General features: G+C 60.0%; 19 protein-coding genes. 10 read left to right on the top strand and 9 right to left on the bottom strand.

The window, feature by feature from the left end; genetic code table 11:
* Window positions 1-77 precede the first annotated feature (77 nt).
* On the bottom strand, window positions 78-683 hold the full coding sequence (locus PSH96_RS20755) for a tRNA-uridine aminocarboxypropyltransferase (RefSeq protein ID WP_305454751.1): 606 nt from the start codon (window positions 681-683) through the stop codon (window positions 78-80).
* 6 nt (window positions 684-689) lie between these two features.
* Window positions 690-1,583, bottom strand: coding sequence for a LysR family transcriptional regulator (locus tag PSH96_RS20760; protein ID WP_305454752.1), 894 nt, complete (start codon window positions 1,581-1,583; stop codon window positions 690-692).
* A gap of 278 nt (window positions 1,584-1,861) precedes the next feature.
* On the opposite strand from PSH96_RS20760, the gene speB reads away from it, so the two are divergent.
* From speB to PSH96_RS20780, 4 genes are read left to right on the top strand one after another with little or no spacing between them, the layout of a single operon-like run.
* The gene (speB, locus tag PSH96_RS20765; RefSeq protein ID WP_056861477.1) at window positions 1,862-2,812 is read left to right on the top strand and encodes an agmatinase; all 951 of its coding nucleotides are present in this window, start codon (window positions 1,862-1,864) and stop codon (window positions 2,810-2,812) included.
* A complete protein-coding gene (locus PSH96_RS20770; protein ID WP_305454754.1) occupies window positions 2,812-3,231 on the top strand; it encodes a nuclear transport factor 2 family protein in 420 nt (139 codons plus the stop codon). The genes speB and PSH96_RS20770 overlap by 1 nt, the downstream gene beginning before the upstream one ends.
* 21 nt (window positions 3,232-3,252) lie before the next feature.
* Window positions 3,253-4,836, top strand: a complete 1,584-nt coding sequence (locus tag PSH96_RS20775; RefSeq protein WP_305454756.1) for a cytosine permease — start codon at window positions 3,253-3,255, stop codon at window positions 4,834-4,836.
* A 29-nt stretch (window positions 4,837-4,865) separates the two neighbouring features.
* On the top strand, window positions 4,866-6,248 hold the full coding sequence (locus PSH96_RS20780) for a sodium:solute symporter (RefSeq protein ID WP_305454758.1): 1,383 nt from the start codon (window positions 4,866-4,868) through the stop codon (window positions 6,246-6,248).
* 196 nt (window positions 6,249-6,444) lie between these two features.
* Here the strand turns inward: PSH96_RS20780 and PSH96_RS20785 are convergent, their stop codons facing one another.
* Both PSH96_RS20785 and PSH96_RS20790 read right to left on the bottom strand, forming a co-directional pair.
* Window positions 6,445-6,567: a PA1414 family protein gene (locus PSH96_RS20785; protein WP_305454760.1), complete on the bottom strand. Its 123-nt coding sequence runs from the start codon at window positions 6,565-6,567 to the stop codon at window positions 6,445-6,447.
* 142 nt (window positions 6,568-6,709) lie between these two features.
* Entirely contained in the window at window positions 6,710-7,603 is an 894-nt protein-coding gene (locus PSH96_RS20790) for a LysR family transcriptional regulator (RefSeq protein ID WP_305454763.1), read from the bottom strand.
* A gap of 103 nt (window positions 7,604-7,706) precedes the next feature.
* Between PSH96_RS20790 and PSH96_RS20795 the strand changes: the two genes are divergently transcribed.
* Window positions 7,707-8,906: an MFS transporter gene (locus PSH96_RS20795; protein WP_305454766.1), complete on the top strand. Its 1,200-nt coding sequence runs from the start codon at window positions 7,707-7,709 to the stop codon at window positions 8,904-8,906.
* On the opposite strand, the gene PSH96_RS20800 is transcribed toward PSH96_RS20795, so the two are convergent.
* The 3 genes from PSH96_RS20800 to PSH96_RS20810 all read right to left on the bottom strand — a co-directional run bounded on the left by PSH96_RS20800 (window position 8,818) and on the right by PSH96_RS20810 (window position 11,746).
* Window positions 8,818-10,260, bottom strand: a complete 1,443-nt coding sequence (locus PSH96_RS20800; protein WP_305454768.1) for an NCS1 family nucleobase:cation symporter-1 — start codon at window positions 10,258-10,260, stop codon at window positions 8,818-8,820. The genes PSH96_RS20795 and PSH96_RS20800 overlap by 89 nt on opposite strands.
* Window positions 10,261-10,458: 198 nt before the next feature.
* Window positions 10,459-10,857, bottom strand: coding sequence for a DUF2177 family protein (locus tag PSH96_RS20805; protein WP_305454771.1), 399 nt, complete (start codon window positions 10,855-10,857; stop codon window positions 10,459-10,461).
* A 52-nt stretch (window positions 10,858-10,909) separates the two neighbouring features.
* On the bottom strand, window positions 10,910-11,746 hold the full coding sequence (locus tag PSH96_RS20810; protein WP_305454774.1) for a S1 RNA-binding domain-containing protein: 837 nt from the start codon (window positions 11,744-11,746) through the stop codon (window positions 10,910-10,912).
* 324 nt (window positions 11,747-12,070) lie between these two features.
* On the opposite strand from PSH96_RS20810, the gene PSH96_RS20815 reads away from it, so the two are divergent.
* The 3 genes from PSH96_RS20815 to PSH96_RS20825 all read left to right on the top strand — a co-directional run bounded on the left by PSH96_RS20815 (window position 12,071) and on the right by PSH96_RS20825 (window position 14,113).
* Complete coding sequence (locus PSH96_RS20815; RefSeq protein WP_003193095.1) at window positions 12,071-12,250, top strand: hypothetical protein; 180 nt, start codon at window positions 12,071-12,073, stop codon at window positions 12,248-12,250.
* A 207-nt stretch (window positions 12,251-12,457) separates the two neighbouring features.
* Window positions 12,458-13,180 carry a TorF family putative porin gene (locus PSH96_RS20820; RefSeq protein WP_305454776.1) on the top strand — a complete coding sequence of 241 codons (723 nt, stop codon included), beginning with the start codon at window positions 12,458-12,460 and terminating at the stop codon, window positions 13,178-13,180.
* A 66-nt stretch (window positions 13,181-13,246) separates the two neighbouring features.
* On the top strand, window positions 13,247-14,113 hold the full coding sequence (locus PSH96_RS20825; RefSeq protein ID WP_305454778.1) for a DUF6279 family lipoprotein: 867 nt from the start codon (window positions 13,247-13,249) through the stop codon (window positions 14,111-14,113).
* A 114-nt stretch (window positions 14,114-14,227) separates the two neighbouring features.
* On the opposite strand, the gene PSH96_RS20830 is transcribed toward PSH96_RS20825, so the two are convergent.
* The gene (locus PSH96_RS20830; protein WP_017134854.1) at window positions 14,228-14,617 is read right to left on the bottom strand and encodes a hypothetical protein; all 390 of its coding nucleotides are present in this window, start codon (window positions 14,615-14,617) and stop codon (window positions 14,228-14,230) included.
* Between the two features lie 155 nt (window positions 14,618-14,772).
* On the opposite strand from PSH96_RS20830, the gene PSH96_RS20835 reads away from it, so the two are divergent.
* Window positions 14,773-15,048 carry a hypothetical protein gene (locus PSH96_RS20835; RefSeq protein WP_305454780.1) on the top strand — a complete coding sequence of 92 codons (276 nt, stop codon included), beginning with the start codon at window positions 14,773-14,775 and terminating at the stop codon, window positions 15,046-15,048.
* Window positions 15,049-15,162: 114 nt separating this feature from the next.
* Here the strand turns inward: PSH96_RS20835 and PSH96_RS20840 are convergent, their stop codons facing one another.
* Window positions 15,163-16,509, bottom strand: a complete 1,347-nt coding sequence (locus PSH96_RS20840) for a DEAD/DEAH box helicase (RefSeq protein WP_026013512.1) — start codon at window positions 16,507-16,509, stop codon at window positions 15,163-15,165.
* A 193-nt stretch (window positions 16,510-16,702) separates the two neighbouring features.
* Here PSH96_RS20840 and PSH96_RS20845 point away from each other — a divergent pair, with 193 nt between their 5' ends.
* Window positions 16,703-18,001, top strand: coding sequence for a mechanosensitive ion channel family protein (locus PSH96_RS20845; protein WP_305454783.1), 1,299 nt, complete (start codon window positions 16,703-16,705; stop codon window positions 17,999-18,001).
* Window positions 18,002-18,225 lie beyond the last annotated feature (224 nt).

The following is an 18,225-nucleotide window of genomic DNA, read 5'->3' on the forward strand; positions in this document are numbered from 1 at the left end:
CCCGCCTCCACAGAGGACAGCGTGCAGATCAATGTGGGAGCTGGCTTGCCTGCGAAGGCCACACCTCGGTAAACCGACTACCCCAATTGCCCGCCGCCATGATTCTTACGAAACACCTCGTCCCCCATCGCCGAAATCTGCCCGTCAATCAGTGCCTCGAACGGTTTAAGCAGCGCATCAAAAGAGGTCGGCGCTTCCAGCACCTGTAACGCCTGCACAATTGCCTCTACCGTCGACAAAGCCCCTGGCCCCGGCGCTTTGCGCAACCGGTAGCGAGAAACGCCACCCTCGGCCAGGGTCACCCGGGGCAATGCGGCCAATAAAGGATTGAGGTGCAGCAATTTGCGCGCTTTGCGCCAGGTGCCGTCGGGCACCACCAACAACAGCGGTTGGTCGTCGGGCGCATACACCTGCAAAGGCTGGGCGTCATCAGCGGGAAACAGCAGGCGCGCTTGATAACCGGGCGGGTTTAACAAGGTCGCCAAATCGTCAAACACCTCACCCACCACCAACTGTGCATTGCTCAACCCCAACGCCGCCAACCGCGCGGTATTGAGCGCATGGTTGACCTCACTCGGGTGCTGCAGCAGCAACACACGGGTGCGGCTGTCGAGGCTGGGGATCAGCGGGCACAGGCAATGAGTGGCGGGCCGCTGGCAACGTGGACATTGGGGTCTGGACATGGTTTATCAGGCCTGGTTGAGCTGGGCTTTGAGTAAATCGCGAAAGGTCTGAATCAGCGGCTCGCGGCTACGGCCACGGCGCATGATCATCGAGAACGGCGCCTGATAGCCGAAGGTCGCCGGCAGCAGCACACGCAAGTCGCCCTTGTCGGCCCAGGACTGGGCGTAGTGCTCGGGCAGGTAGCCGATATAGGCGCCGGACAGCACCAGGATCAACTGCGCCTCCATACTTTCCACCGTGGCGGCGCTGTGTTTGAAACCATGCCGCGCCAGTTCGGCCTGGCTCCAATAGCCGCGGCCGACCATACGCTGCTGGGTGATCACCTGCTCGGGGATGCGCCGCTCATTGAACAACGGGTGGCGCGTACTGCAATACAACCAGTGCTGCTCACGGTACAGCGGCATGTAGATCAGCCCGCTCATGCGGTTGGAGAACGCGCCGATGGCCAGGTCCAGGCGATTGTCCTGCACACCCAGTTGCAGCTCGTAAGGGCTCATCACCGACAGATGCAGATGCACGGCCGGGTGTTCGAGGCTGTAGGCACCGATCACTTCGGCGAACGGCAAGGCCTTGTCGCTGACGGTGGAGTCCAGCACGCCCAGCTTGAGCGTGCCGCGCAGTTCGCCTTTGAGGGCGGCGGCGTATTGCTCGAAGCCTTCGAGCTCACCTAAAAGACGCAAGGTTTCCTGATGGAACAGCTCGCCCTTGCTGGTCAGGCTGAAACCGCCCCGGCCGCGATGGCACAGCACCAGGCCTAGGGCCGATTCGAGTTGGCTCATGTAGGTGCTGATGGCCGACGTCGACAGGTTGAGTTCGTGCTGAGCATTGGCAAAACCCTGGTGCCGCACGACGCTGACGAAGATGCGCAGAAGTTTCAGGTCGGGCAAGGCGTTGGCCATAGGGTCTCCAAAGGACACACAAAACCTGTGGGAGCGGGCTTGCTCGCGAATGCGGTAGTTCAGTTACTACATCTGTGACTGATACACCTAATTCGCGAGCAAGCCCGCTCCCACATTTTGAACCGAGTTCGGCAGGAAGGACCTGCCGGGTCACAAAGTTTACCTCAGCCATTAGTTTAGAAAAATCTGAACTAAGTATTTGCCTCTGCCGATTCTTCCCGCCACGGGCTTTTCGCAGAATCGGCCACTAATAAACAAAACAACGATGAGGCACTCCCGTGGACAAGATTTTCCACCAACCACTGGGCGGCAACGAAATGCCGCGCTTCGCCGGCATCGCCACCATGATGCGACTTCCCCACCTGCAAACGGCCAAGGGCCTGGACGCCGCTTTTGTCGGCGTGCCGCTGGATATCGGCACCTCGCTGCGCGCCGGCACCCGCTTCGGGCCGCGTGAAATCCGCGCCGAATCGGTGATGATCCGCCCTTACAACATGGCCACCGGCGCCGCACCGTTCGACTCACTGTCGGTTGCCGACATTGGCGATGTGGCGATCAACACCTTCAACCTGCTCGACGCCGTGCGCATCATCGAAGAAGCGTACGACGAGATCCTTGAGCACGACGTGATCCCGATGACCCTGGGCGGCGACCACACCATCACCCTGCCGATCCTGCGCGCCATCCACAAAAAGCACGGCAAGGTCGGGCTGGTGCACATCGATGCCCACGCTGACGTCAACGACCATATGTTCGGTGAGAAAATCGCCCACGGCACCACTTTCCGCCGCGCGGTGGAAGAGGGTTTGCTCGATTGCGACCGCGTCGTACAGATTGGCCTGCGCGCCCAGGGCTACACCGCCGAAGACTTCAACTGGAGCCGCAAACAGGGCTTCCGTGTGGTCCAGGCTGAAGAATGCTGGCACCACTCCCTCGCGCCGCTGATGGCCGAAGTGCGGGAAAAAGTCGGCGGCGGCCCGGTGTACCTGAGCTTTGATATCGACGGCATCGACCCAGCCTGGGCGCCCGGCACCGGCACCCCGGAAATCGGCGGGCTGACCACTATCCAGGCGATCGAGATCATCCGTGGTTGCCAGGGCCTCGACCTGGTTGGTTGTGATCTGGTGGAAGTTTCGCCGCCTTACGACACCACCGGCAACACCTCGCTGCTCGGCGCCAACCTGTTGTACGAGATGCTCTGCGTACTGCCCGGCGTGGCGCACCGCTGATGAGCGCCCATGAGGTATTGAAAGCCGCCGCCAAGCTGGTGGCGGCCTTCGCCGCGAATGACCGCGAGGCTTACTTTGGCGCGTTCACGGCCGATGCCAGCTTCGTGTTCTACACCCTGCCCCAACCACTGCTCAATCGCGATGCCTACCAGGCATTGTGGGACAGCTGGCGCGCGGACGAGGGGTTTGAGGTGCTGTCCTGCAGCTCAAGCAATGCCGTGATCAGCCTGCAAGGTGACGTGGCGATTTTTATTCATGACGTGGCCACCGAGCTGCGCATGAACGGGGAGCAATTTTTTAGCCAGGAGCGCGAGACCATTGTCTTCAAACGGCAAGCGTCTCACCTAAAACAACAAGGCCTGTGGCTGGCCTGTCACGAACATTTGTCCGCTATGCCGGAAGGGCTGCCGCCCCCTTAGCCAATGTGATCGGAGCTGATCATGAATAATAAAAACAACGAAAACAGTATTCGCAAAATAGAAACCAACGGGGTCGAACAGATCCCGGACCACGAACGTACCGCCGGGCCCAAGGATCTGTTTCGCCTGATCTTCGGCGGTGCCAATACCTTTGCTACCGCCGTGCTGGGCTCGTTTCCGGTGCTGTTCGGCTTGTCGTTCCAGGCCGGCGTCTGGGCGATTGTGCTGGGGGTGCTGGTGGGCGCGCTGATCCTGGCGCCCATGGGCCTGTTCGGGCCGATCAATGGCACCAACAACGCCGTGTCTTCCGGTGCGCACTTTGGTGTGCATGGGCGGATTGTCGGCTCGTTTCTGTCGCTGCTGACGGCGATTGCCTTCTTCTCACTGTCGGTGTGGAGTTCGGGTGATGCGCTGGTCGGTGGTGCGAAACGTCTGATTGGCCTGCCGGAAACCGACCTCACGCTGGGCTTGGCTTACGGCCTGTTTGCCCTGCTGGTACTGACCGTGTGCATCTACGGCTTTCGCTTCATGCTGTGGGTCAACCGCATTGCGGTATGGGCGGCGAGCCTGCTGTTTCTGCTGGGCATCTTCGCGTTCGAACCGGCGTTCGACAGCCATTTCGCCGGCAGCGTCGCCTTGGGCCAGGCTGGCTTCTGGGCGGCCTTCATCGGCTCGGCACTGGTGGCCATGAGCAACCCGATTTCCTTCGGCGCGTTCCTGGGTGACTGGTCGCGCTACATCCCGCGTGAAACGCCGAAAATGCGCATCATGCTGGCGGTGGTGCTGGCGCAGATCGCCACCTTGATTCCATTCCTGTTCGGCCTGGCCACAGCGACCATCGTGGCGATCAAGGCGCCGGACTACATCGCGGCCAACAACTATGTCGGCGGTTTGCTGGCCGTATCACCGAGCTGGTTCTTCCTGCCGGTGTGCCTGATTGCGGTGATCGGCGGCATGTCCACCGGCACCACCTCGCTGTATGGCACCGGGCTGGACATGTCCAGCGTGTTCCCGCGCTTGCTGTCGCGGGTCAAGGCCACATTGCTGATTGGGGTGATGTCGATTGCCTTCATCTTTATCGGACGTTTCGCCGCCAACCTGGTGCAGAGCGTGTCGACCTTCGCTGTGCTGATCATCACCTGCACCACGCCGTGGATGGTGATGATGATCATCGGCCTGATCGTGCGCCGGGGTTTCTACTGCCCGGACGACTTGCAAGTGTTCACTCGCGGTGAAACCGGCGGGCGCTACTGGTTCAGCCACGGCTGGAACTGGCGCGGCCTGGGCGCCTGGATCCCGAGCGCAGTGGTGGGCCTGTGCTTCGTCAACCTGCCGGGGCAATTTGTCGGGCCGCTGGGCAACCTGGCCGAGGGCATTGATATCAGCCTGCCAGTGACACTGGGGCTGGCGTCGGTGGTGTACCTGACCTTGCTTCGTGTGTTTCCGGAACCGGCTTCGGTTTATGGCCCGGCCGTTGTGGCGAGGGAGCTTGCTCCCGCTGGGATGCGAAGCGGCCTCAAAAAAGCCGGCTCCAGCTTCGCTGTCGAACGGGAGCAAGCTCCCTCGCCACAGCAAGCTTCCTTCCAGCAGAAAGCTTCTCAATAGCCTAAAAAAATAATCGGAGACTCGCCGTCATGGCTTTGGATTTATTCGTCGTACTCATCTACGCCGCCGGCATGCTCGTGCTCGGCTATTACGGCATGCGTCGCGCCAAGACCCACGAAGACTATTTGGTGGCCGGTCGTAACCTGGGCCCGTCGCTGTACATGGGCACCATGGCCGCCACGGTATTGGGCGGTGCATCCACCGTCGGCACCGTGCGCCTGGGTTATGTGCATGGCATTTCCGGCTTCTGGCTGTGCGCCGCACTGGGCGCGGGGATCATTGCGCTGAACCTGTTCCTGGCCAAGCCGCTGCTCAAGTTGAAGATTTTCACCGTCACCCAGGTGCTGGAAAAACGCTACAACCCCATGGCCCGCCAAGCGAGTGCGGTGATCATGCTGGCCTACGCGCTGATGATCGGCGTGACCTCGATTCTGGCCATCGGCACCGTGCTGCAAGTGCTGTTCGGCCTGCCGTTCTGGGTGTCGGTGCTGCTCGGCGGTGGCGTGGTGGTGGTGTATTCGACCATCGGCGGCATGTGGTCGCTGACCCTAACCGACATCGTGCAATTCGTGATCAAAACCGTCGGTCTGATGTTTATCCTGCTGCCGATCTGCCTGTACCGCGTCGGCGGCTGGGATCAACTGGTGGCCAAGCTGCCAGCGTCGAACTTCAGCTTCACCGAAATCGGCTGGGACACGATCATCACCTACTTCATGATCTACTTCTTCGGCATCCTGATCGGCCAGGACATCTGGCAACGCGTGTTCACCGCCCGTGACGAAAAGGTCGCCCAGTACGCAGGCACGTTCGCCGGTTTCTACTGCATCCTCTACGGCCTGGCCTGCGCCCTGATCGGCATGGCCGCGCACGTGCTGCTGCCGAACCTGGACAATGTCAACAACGCCTTCGCCGCCATCGTCAAAGCCTCGCTGCCCGACGGCATTCGCGGCCTGGTGATCGCCGCCGCACTGGCCGCGATGATGTCCACCGCCAGCGCCGGCCTGCTCGCCGCGTCCACTGTATTGACCGAAGACCTGCTGCCACGCCTGCGCGGCGGCAAGCAATCGAGCCTGAACATCAACCGTCTGTTTACGATGCTCACCGGTATCGCCGTGCTGGGTATCGCGCTGGTGGTCAACGACGTGATCAGCGCCCTGACCCTGGCCTACAACCTGTTGGTGGGCGGCATGCTGATCCCGCTGATGGGCGCGATTTTCTGGAAACGCGCCACCACCTCCGGCGCCATTGCCTCCATGACCTTGGGCTTTGTGACGGCGCTGGTGTTTATGTTCAAGGACGGCCTGGACGCGAACACACCGATCTACTACAGCCTGGCGGTTGGGCTGGTGAGTTTTGTGTTGGTAAGTTTGTTGTCGCGCCGACCGGAGGCTTCGGTGGCCAGGGCCATTTGACAGGTAACAGGATTTAAAGCTGTTTCTTCAGCGGGCGCGACGTCGGATGTCGCGCCCGTTTTTTTACCTTGCACAAAACAACTGTGGGAGCGGGCTTGCCCGCGACAGCGGTGTGTCAGTCAACTTATTATCGACTGATACACCGCTATCGCGGGCAAGCCCGCTCCCACATTCTAAAAGCTGCTGCGACCAGCGCTTAGCGACGACGCGGACGACGCTGCTCGTCATCTGTGCGAATCGGTATCGGCTGCAGTGGCGGTTCAATCAGGCCCAGCGCAACGCCGAGGTCGTGGAGCCAGGTTTGAATTTTCTCTTTCATGGTTGCCCCCTTTGAGGGTAATGCGGCTAGGCGGGAGTTCTGTCGCCTTTTCCTACAGTGATAGTAGCTCTAAGTCTTACGTAATGCTTGAACGAAACCACAACGAACTATTACAGGATTGATCCGAATCCTGACGGATCGTTCAAGCAATCGCGCGCGTGTCTTGCAGGAAATCGGCCTTGCCCTCTTGTTGCAGATCGATCCATGCATTGAGGTTAGCGCCGAGCATGCCCTTGCGCCACATCAACCAGGTGGTGGCAGTGGCAAAAGGCCCGGTCAACGGATGAACGGACACGCTGTCCTTGCCTGGCAGGCTGTCGAGCATTGATTCTGACATCAATGCCACGCCGGAACCGGCGATCACGCAGGCGAGCATGCCTTGGTAAGACTCAATCTCGATGGCACGCCCCATGGCCACACGCTTGTGGGAAAACCAGGTTTCCAGGCGCGCGCGGTAGGCGCAACTGCGTCGGAAGGTGAACACCGAACGGCCGGCGACATCCTGGGGGCCACGCACGGGCGGGTGATCCGCCTCGCAAATGATCACCAGGCGCTCTTCGCACAGCGGCACGCCGTCCAGCGTCGCGATCGTTATCGGGCCATCCACAAAGGCCGCGTCCAGACGCCCGGTGATCAAGCCCTCTAGCAACTCGCCGCTGGGCGCCGATTGCACCTGGAGGTTCACCATCGGATATGCCTTGTGATAGCGCGCCAGCAACTTGGGCAAATGCACTGCGGCCGTGCTGTACATGCTGCCCAGCACAAAATCGCCCGCCGGCTGCCCTCCTTGCACCGCGCCGTGGGCTTCATCATGCAGCGCCAGCAGACGGGTGCTGTAGTCCAGCAACACTTTGCCCGCAGGAGAAAGCTGCAAACGCTGGCGCTCGCGCACGAACAGCTCGACGCCAAGTTGCTCCTCCATTTGCTTGAGCCTGGTGGACAGGTTCGAGGGCACTCGATGCAGGCGCTCAGCCGCGCGGGTGATGGAGCCCTCTTCCGCCACGGCCTGGAAGATGCGCAATTGACTGAACTCCATACCTTTCTCCAAAACTGAACAAGTTACTCACTATTATTCATTTTTACAGAAAGTCAATCTGCTTTAGCCTACGGTCATTCGCTACCCCGTAGGAAACCTGAACATGTCACCGCTGATTCGCTTAACCGCCAGCTTTATCGCCCTGATGATGGCCATGGGCATTGGGCGCTTCGCCCTCACCCCGCAGATGCCGCATTTGCTCAGCGAGGGGCAGATTGACCTGACCGGCGCCGGCCTGATTGCCGCCGCCAACTACCTGGGCTATTTCGTCGGCGCGGTGGACTCGATCTTCGCCCGCAGCCATCACCACGTAAAAGGGCGTTTGTATGGCGGGCTGTGGCTGTGCGTGCTGCTGACCCTGGGGTCGTACTGGGCGCATGGGTTCTGGCCGCATTTGCTGCTGCGCTTTGGCACCGGCGTGGCGAGCGCCTGGGCGCTGGTAATGATCACCAGTCTGAGCCAGCCGCTGGCGATTGCCGCCGGGCGTCCACGTTTGGGGGCCTTGGTGTTTGCCGGGCCGGGCTTGGGGATTCTGCTGACCGGGTTGCTGGCACTGGGTTCCAATCTACTGGGCGAAGACTCTGCGACCTTGTGGCTGGTCTATGGCGTGGTGGCATTGGTGATGTTGCTGGCCATCCTGCCCTTTTTACCGAAACCGACCGTGACGGTGGCCCATGCCACCCGCGCGGGCAGCAACGCCAGCATCGCGCACCTGGGCTGGATCTACTTCTTGTATGGCCTGGGTTACATCATCCCCGCGACCTTCTTGTCGCAGATGGCCAGCGCGCAGTTCAAAGGCGCCTGGCAAGCCGACCTGTTCTGGCCGTGCTTTGGCCTGGCGGCGGCGCTGGGTGTGGTGGTGGCGAGCCTGCGTCGCAAGGACCCGAACACCACCCGCCGCTGGCTGATGACGACCTTGTGGCTGCAAGCGGCAGGGGTATTCGCCTGCCTGCTGGGCAATGGCTGGGGCCTGGCGCTGGGTGTGTTGCTGTGTGGTGCGCCGTTCCTGGCGTGCATGCAACTGGTGATGGCGCGTTTGCGCGAGGTGGCACCCCACGGCTACCAGCGCAGCACCGGGCTGCTCACCGCCAGTTTTGCTATCGGCCAATTGTGCGGCCCATTACTGGCCTCGGTGAGCAGCCACGTGAGCGGTGGCCTGCAACCGGCCTTGATCATTGCCGGTTGCGGCTTGGTGGTGGCAGGTGCGGTGCTGGTCAACCGGCAACCAGCGACGTTGGCGCACGAACCTGCTCACGCCGTGCCAGCACCAGGAAAAACAGCCCTCCCAGGAAACACCCGGTGAACCAGGCGAAATTGGCCATGCCCTGCAACGCGGGCGTGAAGGTGATCGCGACGCCCACCAGCGTCGCCGGCACCAAGGCTTTGACGGCTGTCCAGTTCACGCCGCCGTCGAAATAATAAGGGCCGTTGGGGCTGTCGTCGAACAGGGCATCCACGTCGATTTTCTGCTTCTTGATCAGGTAGAAATCCACGATCAAAATCCCGAACAGCGGCCCGATAAACGCGGCGAGGATATCCAGGGTGTAGTGGATCATCAGCGGGTTGTTGAACAGGTTCCACGGCGTGATAAAGATCGAGGCCACGGCGGCGATCATTCCACCGGCGCGCCAACTGATTTTGCTCGGCGCAACGTTGGCGAAATCAAACGCCGGTGACACGAAGTTGGCGACAATGTTGATGCCAATTGTGGCCGTCACAAAGGCAAAGGCGCCGAGCAGCACGGCCATGCTGTTGTCGATGCGTGAAACCGTGGCGATGGGGTCATGCAACATTTCGCCAAACACCGGCAAGGTGCCCGAAACGATGACGACGGTCACCAGCGAGAACGCCAGGAAGTTAACCGGCAGCCCCCAGAAATTGCCACGTCGCACGTCGTGCATGCTGCGGCAATAGCGGCTGAAATCGCCGAAATTGAGCGTAGGTCCGGAGAAGTACGACACCACCAGCGCCGTCGCCACAATCACTTGGCCAAACGCCTGCCAGCCTGACAGGGATTTTTCCGCCAGGGTGAAACTGATATTCGACCAACCTGCCTTCCACACGATCCAGCCGGCCAGGGCAAACATCACCGCATAGACCACTGGCCCCGCCCAATCGATAAAGCGGCGGATGGACTCCATGCCCGCCCAGAATACGGCTGCCTGCAACGCCCATAAGCTGAGGAAACCAAACCAGCCCAGGTAAGACAGGCCCGCGAAGTGCGGCTCTGCATACACCGCCATCTGTGGAAAAAAGCGCAGCACTACGATAATCAAGGCACTCGACGCCAGGTACGTCTGGATGCCGTACCAGGCCACGGCGATCAAACCACGAATCACCGCCGGAATATTCGCACCAAACACGCCAAATGCCAGCCGGCAGATGACCGGGTATGGCACCGCCGCTTGCTGGCTCGGCTTGGCCACCAGGTTGGCAATCAACTGCACGATGCAAATGCCGGCGAGCAAGGCGATCAACACCTGCCAACTGGCCAGCCCAAGGGCAAACAGGCTGGCGGCGAACACGTAGCCGCCGACGCTGTGCACGTCGCTCATCCAGAAGGCGAAAATGTTGTACCAGGTCCACTTTTGCGGCAGCGGCCCGAGGTCCTGGTTGTACAGGCGCGGGCTGTAGCCTTTGGGCAATTGTTCGGTCATCGCTTGGCTCCTCGAAATACCGGCCTGCGCTGCCGTAACGGTGTGCATACGGGACGCGGCGTGGTTTGTATACGAGGTATTCAGCAGAATGCGTGCCAATGGCACACAATCCCTCTAAAACGGCGTTCCAAAGGGGTTTGTGAGGGCCTATAGGCGGGGGTTGTGCTCAGCAACGGTGCAGGTCAATCCTGTACACAATCAACGCTGCACTCGATGTGCACACAGATAGCCGACACTGCAGCAGACTGCGGTCAGGAAGGTGCCCCAGGCCATGTCCATCAGCGCCAACCCGGCTGACCAGCCTTGCAGCGTGGCCCAGTTGCTCAGGTCATAGGTGCCGTAGGCCACCAGGCCGAGCAGAGCGCCAAGGCGTGCTGCACGTTGCCAACTGCCGCTGGGCAGGACCACGAACACCACGCAACCGAGGGCATACAGCAGATAAAACAGCACGGCGGGCAGCACGCGGGGCTGATCAAGCATCAGCGCGCCGAGCAGGGATTTATAGGTCGGGCCCATGAAGACGCCGAGCCAGAGGCCGTCGAGCACCAGAAACGCGAGCAAGGTGCCTAGGTAGGCGAAGAGTATTTTGCGGGTCATGGTTGCAGCCTCTGTAGGCGCCGAGCGGCACCTACAGAAGAGCAAAACGCGATCAGCTTAGTTCAATGCGATCGGCGTGAATCACAATCTGGCCCTGCTTGTAGAGCGCACCAATGGCCTTCTTGAAGTTGCCTTTGCTGACACCGAACAAATGACTGATAACCGCCGGGTCGCTCTTGTCGCTGACCGGCAGGCTGCCGTTGTTTTCACGCAACTTGGCGAGGATCTTCGAGTTGAGGCTGGAGGCCGCTTCCTGGCCGACCGGCTGCAGGCTCAGGCTGATGTTGCCATCGGCGCGGATCTCTTTGATAAAGCCTTTCTCTTCCTTGCCCGGGCGCAGGAACTTGAACACTTCGTTCTTGTGGATCAGGCCCCAGTGCTTGTTGTTGATGATCGCCTTGAAGCCCATGTCGGTGGCTTCGGCCACCAGCAGGTCGACTTCCTGGCCCACCTGGTAGTTGGCAGGCGTCTTATCCAGGTAGCGGTCAAGTCGCGCGGTGGCGGTGATGCGTTTGGTGTGCTTGTCGAGGTAGACATGCACCACGCAGTATTCACCGGCGGTCAACTGGCGTTTTTCTTCCGAATACGGCAGCAACAGGTCTTTTGGCAAACCCCAGTCGAGGAATACGCCGATGCTGTTGACTTCGACGACTTTCAAACTGGCGAATTCGCCGACTTGAACTTTCGGCTTTTCAGTCGTCGCGATAAGTTTGTCATCGCTGTCCAGATAAATGAAAACGTTAAGCCAGTCTTCATCTTCACTGGGAATATCTTTGGGGATATACCGATTAGGCAAGAGGATTTCGCCATCTTGCGCACCATCCAGGTACAAACCAAAGTTAGTGTGTTTAACCACTTGCAAGCTGTTGTAGCGCCCGACTAAAGCCATTTCCAGATACCTTCGTTACGTGGGCGGCATTCTACCCGAGTTGCGCCCGCCACGCGCGTGCGCCTGAAAAATCGCCCGCCAACGTGGCGTGGTAATGGCACCGCCCCGCTCGTCTGATCAATCGATCGAATTTTGCCGGTGGCCGGCAGCCGAACAAACCCTGTGGTTTCGAGTTAAAACAGTAAGTTAGCGGTTTATTTAAAGGTCAAACTTTGGCCGATTACAGCGGCTCGCGTAATTCCCAGGGGATATTTGCCAAGCAATTGTCAAGTATTTCCTGTACGATGCCTGGCCAAGTTAATTTTCTACAGGTTAGTGGCCGCCATGCGCGTAAAAGCATCCAATAGCAAAGCAAAGCCAGCTCCCGCCGTTGAAACCAGCGAATCGATCAACAGCCAAATTGCTGCTTTCCTCAAGTCCGGTGGCGAAATCCAGCAAATTGCCAAGGGCGTGAGCGGCCAGACTTTCGGCCCGTCCAAGCAGATCAGCCTGGGCAAAAAGTAATACCCGCGCGTCGCATCTAGCTCCTAAGCGTCTTGCCTTCCAAGGCGCCAGGACTAGAGTCTGAAACACCCTCCTGCTACCTCTCCTGATGCGCTAATCGACGAACGGGGCTCACCGCGAAGCATTCGCCGGTATGCTTGCACCCGTCTAGCACGGGCATCTGTCCGATTTTTTCGTAACTGCTCCTCGCTTTTCATGGAGTGAAGCATGCTCAAGCCCTGCTTGTTTCTCATCGCTGCCCTTACGGCAAGTACCCTCGTACACGCGCAGATTTTTCAGCGTGAACTGGGTGACTTCGACCTCAAATTGGGCACCACGCCCAGCCGCAGTATGGCCCAGGGTTTGGTCAAGCCCACCTCGCCGGGCAGCGATTCCTTCCACGGCGGCCTGGACCTGAGCCACGACAGCGGCCTGTATTTCGGCCAGTTTTCGCCCAATATGGGCCTGTCCTCGGCCAACAACCTCGAAGTCGACTCCTACATGGGCTTCAAGCGCCCCTTCGACCAGACCCTGGGCTACGAAGTGGGCATGATCCACTACAGCTACCCCAAGCTCAGCCCGCTCGATAGCCAGGAGTTCTACGGCGGCCTGAACCTGCTGGGCAATCGCTTCGGCGTGTCCTTCAGCAACGATCCGGATCGCCAGGACAGCACGCTGTTTGCCGACCTCGGCGGTACGCAGCCGTTCGGCATCGGCGTCAGCATGAAATACACCACCCACCAACTCGGCACGCCGGCGGCGGTAGAAGGCGGCACCATCAGCAGCTTCAGCGACTGGTCGGTGCAGTTCTCCCGCGCCTGGAAAGGCGTGGACCTGGACCTGATCTACAGCGGTTCCAGCCTCAGTGGCGGCGACTGCTCGGCCTACTCCGGACACAATTCGCAATGCGACGGCCTGTTGACCTTAAAGGCCGCACGGTCGTTTTATTGATGGGCTGAACTGTCGCGCCCCGCGCAGGTTCACATACATGAACCCTCACTGCGCAAGGACACGCCCATGCTGCGTCGGCTCAAATTACTGGTGGTTTTACTGACGTTGAGCCTGGTGCTCGCCGGCTGCAATCGCGTGGGCCTGGCCTACCGCAACCTTGATGTGATAATCCCCTGGACCCTCAACGACTACCTGGACATGAACGCCGGGCAAAAGAGCTGGTTCAATGACACCCTCAAGGAACACCTGGCCTGGCACTGCACCACTCAACTGCCGGGCTACCTGGACTGGCTTGATCGCCTGCAACAGATGGTCGACAACAACCAGATCACCGACGCCGCGCTGCAAGCGCGCACCAGCGAAGCCAAGCAGGCGATCGCTGAAGTGGCCCGCGAGATCACGCCGTCAGCCATCCAGTTGCTGCAGGGCCTGGATGATCAACAAGTCAAAGACATGGGTGAGGCGCTGGCCAAAGACCTGCGCAAGCGCCAGGACGAATACCTCAAACCGCCACTGGCTCAACAGATCAAAGAGCGCGCCGAGCGCATGAGCAAACGCCTGGATGCGTGGATGGGGCCGTTGAGTCCCAGCCAGCAGAACCGAGTGACGGCGTGGTCAACCGCGCTGGGTGAACAGAATCAGGAGTGGATCGGTAATCGCGCCCATTGGCAGGCGCAATTTATCGATGCCTTGCAGCAGCGTCACAGCGCTGACTTCCCACAGAAAATCCAACAGCTGCTGGTCGACCGCGAGAGCCTGTGGACCCCGCAATACCGCACCGCCTATGCACAGACCGAAGCCGCTGCGCGCGGCCTGATCATCGACCTGATGGCCGAAAGCACGGCGCAGCAGCGCCAGACACTCACACAAAAAATCGGCAAGGTTCGCAGTGACTTCCAGGCCCTCAAATGCCTCAAGGCCGCCTCGATTTAAAATATGGGAGCGGGCTTGCTCGCGAATGCGGTGAATCAGTCGATGAATCTATTGACTGACACACTGTATTCGCGAGCAATCCCGCTCCCACATTTTGGTTTGGGGTGTGCTCTTTTAGGCAATCTGCGCCTTGGAAGCCACCTCGGCGAACGTCGCCGGGTCCAGCGCGTCGGCCTGCTCGTCCAGCACTTGGCGCGGGTGGTCGTTGCCCGGAATTGAGCTATCGATCAGGGCCAGCAGCTGCGCGCCCAGCGCCGTGAGAATGAAGTTCTCACCATTGCCGCCCTCTTCTTCCGGGCGCGATTCAATGAAACCACGCTTGAACAACAGCGCTTCGTAATCGGCGGCGGTCTTTTTCAACGCGTCCAGGTTACCGGTGGATTCGCCCGCCGTGGCCTTCTCGGCCGCTTCCTGCTCGGCGTATTTGCGCGGCGCAAAGCTGCCTTCACCGTTCTGCACTTCATGCAGCAGTCGCTCGATCAGATCCCAGTTGTAAGTCGTCATCCTGATTCCTCCTGCGGGCAGATTAAAAAGTGGCCCGTTAGAGGTAATGACACGACCGTGCACTGGCCGTTCACCCGAATAGACGAGCGTCATTTCTCTGAACTTTCCAGACGTTCGCCCCCTCAACTGAACATCACTGCCAAGGAGGTCCGACCATGAAAACCCTGATGAACCTGGCCATCGCCGCCACCCTGCTGAGCGCCCTGCCTGCCTGGGCCTGCACGCCGGAAGAGGCCACGGCCAAACGCGAACAACTGGCCAAGGAAGTGACCAGGCTGACCCAGCAAAATCCGGCCAAGGCCAAGGAAATTAACGATGAGCTGCAGAAAATGAACCTGGAAACCGCCAGCGCGGACCTGCCGGACAAGTGCCAACTGATCGACCAGCGCCTCAGGGAGCTGGATGAGGCGGCCGCCAAAGCAAAAAATTAACCACCACAACGGGACGCGGAGCGCCCCTGGCGGCATTCCCACGCAGAGCGTAGGAACGATTAACTGAGGGCAAAAAAAAACCGGACAGCGTCCGGTTTTTTCATATCAGCGGCCTTATTCGGCAGCTGGCGCTTCTGGCTTGCGGCGCTTGAGCGGCGCCATGCCGTCCTTGCTGACGAGCGACAGGTTGTCGGTCTTCGGCCGGTTGGCGATCTTGCGCTTGGTCGGCGACTTGGCGCCGGTTTTCTTCTTGTCGCCCTTGGCGTCGGTCTTTTTCTTCTTCACGCCAACGGCTTTGCCCGACGCCTTGACCTTCTTCGGCCCGGTGTAGGTGCCTTTGACTTCCTTGATGGTGCGGCGCTCGAACGACTGCTTGAGGTAGCGCTCGATACTCGACATCAGGTTCCAGTCGCCGTGGCAGATCAGCGAGATGGCCAGGCCATCGTTGCCGGCACGCCCGGTCCGGCCGATACGGTGTACGTACTCGTCGCCGCTGCGCGGCATGTCGAAGTTGATGACCATGTCCAGGCCATCCACGTCCAGGCCTCGGGCGGCAACGTCGGTGGCGACCAGGATCTTAACGCCGCCGGCCTTGAGGCGGTCGATGGCCAGCTTGCGGTCCTTCTGATCTTTCTCGCCGTGCAGCACGAACGCCTTGTATTCCTGAGCCACCAGACGACCGTAGATGCGGTCGGCTGCTGCACGGGTATTGGTGAAGACGATGGCCTTCTGATAGGTCTCGTTGGCCAGCAACCAGTTCAGGATCTGTTCTTTGTGGACGTTGTGGTCGGCCATCACGATCTGCTGACGCGTGGTCGCGTTCAGGTCGCTGACGTTGTTGACCTGCAAGTGCTCAGGGTTGTTCAGCACCTTGGCAACCATGTCGCGCAAGGTCGAACCGCCGGTGGTGGCGGAGAACAGCATGGTCTGCTGACGGTTGACGCACTCGGCCACAAGGCGCTGCACGTCGTCGGCAAAGCCCATGTCGAGCATGCGGTCGGCTTCGTCGAGCACCAGCACTTCGACTTCCTTGAGGTCGAGGTTGCCGGCGTTGAGCTGCTCGATCATGCGGCCTGGAGTGCCGATCAGGATGTCGGGCACCTTGCGCAACATGGCGGCCTGGACCTTGAAGTCTTCACCGCCGGTGATGATGCCGGACTTGATGAAGGTGAACTGCGAAAAGCGCTCCACTTCCTTCAAGGTCTGCTGGGCCAGCTCGCGGGTCGGCAGCAGGATCAGGGTCTTGATGCTCACGCGCACTTTGGCCGGGCCAATCAGGCGGTTCAGCACCGGCAAGACGAAAGCAGCGGTTTTACCGCTGCCGGTTTGCGCCGTCACCCGCAGGTCACGCCCTTGGAGCGCGAGCGGGATGGCCGCTGCTTGCACAGGCGTAGGCTCGACAAATTTAAGCTCGGCCACGGCTTTGAGCAGGCGTTCGTGCAGGGCGAATTGGGAAAACACGGGTGCTACCTCGAAGAAATACAAAATATCAGCTGCATAGGGTAACGGTTTCGGGCGCTCAAACCGAGTTTCTTTACGCGAACGGCGCTAATCAGCTGCTTTTTTGTCAGCAGATTTGTCCACAAAACCAACTTTGTTGCACATAAATGCTCTAATCGGCCCGTGTTGTCTTACAGAAGAATCGGTTTTACCCATGGATATCAAACAGCTCTGGCTTAACGTCCAAGACCTTTGGGGCGCCCTCGATGAACACCCACTGCTGCATTCCAGCCTGGGTTTGCTGATATTGCTGGTAGTCGCCTTATTGGTCGGACGGGTAGCGCGCTACCTCATCCTCCACGCCATCAAACTGCTCGGCCGGCAACCGGCGCTGCACTGGCTCAATGACCTGCGGCATAACAAAGTCTTTCACCGCCTGGCGCAGATGACGCCTTCCCTGGTGATCCAGTTCGGCCTGTACCTGGTGCCCGACCTGAGTAAGACCGCCACCTTGTTTATCGGCAATGTGGCGCTGGCGTTCACCATCCTGTTCATGACGCTGGCCGTAAGCGCCCTGCTCAACGCCTTGCTGGATATCTACGCGCGCACCGAACATGCCCGCACGCGCTCGATCAAGGGCTATGTGCAGTTGGCGAAGATGGTGCTGTTCGTGTTTGCCGCGATCATCATCGTCGCCACCTTGATCGATCGTTCACCGCTGTTGCTGCTCTCCGGTTTGGGTGCCATGTCGGCCGTGATTTTGTTGGTGTACAAGGACACGCTGCTGTCGTTTGTGGCCAGCGTGCAGCTGACCAGCAACGACATGCTACGGGTCGGCGACTGGATCGAGATGCCCCAGGTCGGCGCCGACGGTGATGTGGTGGATATCACCCTGCACACGGTCAAGGTGCAGAACTTCGACAAAACCATTGTCTCGATCCCGACCTGGCGCCTGATGTCGGAGTCGTTCAAGAACTGGCGCGGCATGCAGGCGTCCGGCGGGCGCCGTATCAAGCGCAGCCTGTATATCGACGCCAGCGGCGTGCGCTTTTTGCGCGACGACGAAGAAGTGCGCATGACCCAGGTACACCTGCTCACCGACTACATCAGCCGCAAGCAGGCCGAACTCAAGGCCTGGAACGAAGCCCAGGGCCACAGCGCGCAACTGTCGGCCAACCGCCGCCGCATGACCAACCTCGGCACCTTCCGTGCCTACGCCCTGGCGTACCTGAAAAGCCACCCGGACATCCAGCCGAACATGACCTGCATGGTGCGCCAGATGCAAACCACTGCCCAAGGCGTGCCGCTGGAGATCTACTGCTTCACGCGCACCACGGCGTGGGGCGATTACGAGCGCATCCAAGGCGATATCTTTGATTATTTGCTGGCGGTGTTGCCGGAGTTTGGCTTGAGCCTGTATCAGCAGCCGAGTGGCAATGATCTACGCGCCGGGGTGTTGCCGGCAGTGTTGGGGGCCAGCCATTTGCCAGCGTTGGAAAACGAATCTGCCTGACGCCATCAATTCCCTGTGGGGGCTTGCAGTTAAGAGATAGCCGGTAATTGTGGCGAGGGAGCTTGCTCCCGTTGGACTGCGTAGCAGTCCCATGCTTTTAAAGCAAAGAGCAGGGCCGCTTCGCGCTGGAGCGCCAGCCCGGCCCAGCGGGAGCAAGCTCCCTCGCCACAGGTTACTGGTTGTCAGTTCTAGCTCTTAACTGGCTGGCATTAGCGCAAGCCCAC

Source organism: Pseudomonas sp. FP2338 (assembly GCF_030687515.1).
In the GTDB taxonomy this organism is placed as follows: Bacteria; Pseudomonadota; Gammaproteobacteria; order Pseudomonadales; family Pseudomonadaceae; genus Aquipseudomonas; species Aquipseudomonas salomonii.